2 protein-coding genes and 1 rRNA gene are annotated in these 1,723 nt (G+C 33.9%); all 3 read right to left on the reverse strand.

The genetic code is table 11. The features are described 5' to 3' along the window. Nucleotides 1-341: 341 nt before the first annotated feature. Nucleotides 342-554, reverse strand: a complete 213-nt coding sequence (locus ORL93_RS30725) for a hypothetical protein (RefSeq protein WP_265960339.1) — start codon at nucleotides 552-554, stop codon at nucleotides 342-344. Nucleotides 555-563: 9 nt separating this feature from the next. Continuing rightward, nucleotides 564-1,487, reverse strand: a complete 924-nt coding sequence (locus tag ORL93_RS30730) for a DMT family transporter (protein WP_097796079.1) — start codon at nucleotides 1,485-1,487, stop codon at nucleotides 564-566. 152 nt (nucleotides 1,488-1,639) lie between these two features. Further along, nucleotides 1,640-1,723, reverse strand: a 5S ribosomal RNA gene (rrf, locus tag ORL93_RS31655); the annotation flags it as partial.

A 1,723-nucleotide genomic window follows, 5' to 3' on the forward strand; every position in this document is an offset into this window, starting at 1 on the left:
TCAAAGAACTTGTTTGTCGCTCATTTGCGACTCCCTTATGTTAACACTTTCATGTTTCAATGTCAACTAAGTTTTTTCATTTCGTTTGTCGCGTTTTGCGTTGTTGCTATCGGCGACTCGTATAATATTACACCTGTATATTGAAATAGTCAATGACTTTTATATAAAAAATTGTTTTTTATCTCTTTTATAGATAAACGCTCACGGATTATTAATCTTTTATTCATACACCCTTTCCATTCCTATAGACTCAGTACCTCTAAAAGAGAAAATAGTAAAACTATTTATCCCTACTAGATATTATAAATGCGTACTCAAGGAGCCTTCATTCTATTTCAGAGTCAAAAGAATGGCAATACTTCATTAGCAATTTGCTTTTTATCAAATAATTTCACTTCAAACATCCTTGGATTATCATCCCTTTGTTCATTATTATAAATACAGTACATAAATGTATAATGTAGTATCGTATTACACGGGTTCCCTACTCTTCCTGTATGCTCCTCTAAACCAACTAAAAAGAGGGCATGCCATTTGATGCATCCCCCTTTCATATTCTGGCATTAATACGTTTTGTACTTCCTATCTTCTTTAGTTTGTCGATCAACAGATTTCATTAGAGTACTTAATTTACCTTTATCCGCCCAGATAACCCCAAATAAAACTAGACATCCTCCTATTAATATCTTCCATGTTAGAGATTCTTTTAATAAAATAACCGAAGCAATAATACTTATAAGTGGTAAAGCATTTAAATACAACCCACTTACTGATGCCGAAATTCTTTCTAGTGCCTTATTCCAAAACCAATAAGCTAGGATTGTTGCACAAACAACAAGGTATGTAAAACTAAGCCCTGTCTTCCATGTTTCTATTTGAGGTAGACCATAATAAAAAGTTTCGATAACTGCAAAGGGTAGTAGAATGATTGCCCCTATGATTAATGTTAACGTTGTAAATACTTCGTTTGATAGATTCTTTTCTTGTTTTGGTCTTTTTAATAATATTGTATAGAAAGCAAATAAAAAAGTACTTAATAAAATAAGTATGTCCCCAACTAGAGAAGCGCTTTGATTATCATTACCAGATGGAATGGTAATACATATTACTCCTATAAAACCTAATATAATTCCAATCCAATAGTTTAACTGAATCTTTTCTTTTAAAAACAGTGCCGAGAAAATAATTGTAACTAAAGGTAAAGCAGCATCAATGATGCTAACATGTAATCCACTTGTTAAAAAAATCCCATACGAGGTAAACATAAAATATCCCGCCACACCAGTAAAAGATAACACGCTTATCCTTTTCCACGGAACATCCCTATTAACAATACTTTTTCGTAGCTGCTGAAAAGAAAACAATAGACATATCCCGCTAGCAAAGCAAAGACGAAGAAATAATAGGGTGAATGGCTGAATTGACTCTAACGCCCATTTTGTCGGAGCAATTGCTATCCCCCATAGTATAATCGCAATTAATAGCATACTTATTCCTTTAATGTTTTTCTCCCCCTTTTCATATATGTCTCTTCATACCATATGTAGACATAAAAGTCCCATTGGAATTTTTTTCTTCGATCATTCGCTTATTATGTAAAAACACAAAAAAGACGAGTCATTCTGACTCGTCTAAAGTTGCTTGGCGACGTCCTACTCTCACAGGGACAAGGTCCCAACTACCATCGGCGCTAGAGAGCTTAACTTCCGTGTTCGGTATGGGA

It is taken from the genome of Bacillus sp. DHT2 (genome assembly GCF_026241455.1).
GTDB lineage: Bacteria > Bacillota > Bacilli > Bacillales > Bacillaceae_G > Bacillus_A > Bacillus_A pseudomycoides.

What these genes read in the sequence shown, in the direction of transcription:
- ORL93_RS30725 (WP_265960339.1), bottom strand. Translation starts at nt 554, where the DNA reads ATGAAAGGGGGATGCATCAAATGGCATGCCCTCTTTTTAGTTGGTTTA.
- ORL93_RS30730 (WP_097796079.1), bottom strand. Translation starts at nt 1,487, where the DNA reads ATGCTATTAATTGCGATTATACTATGGGGGATAGCAATTGCTCCGACA.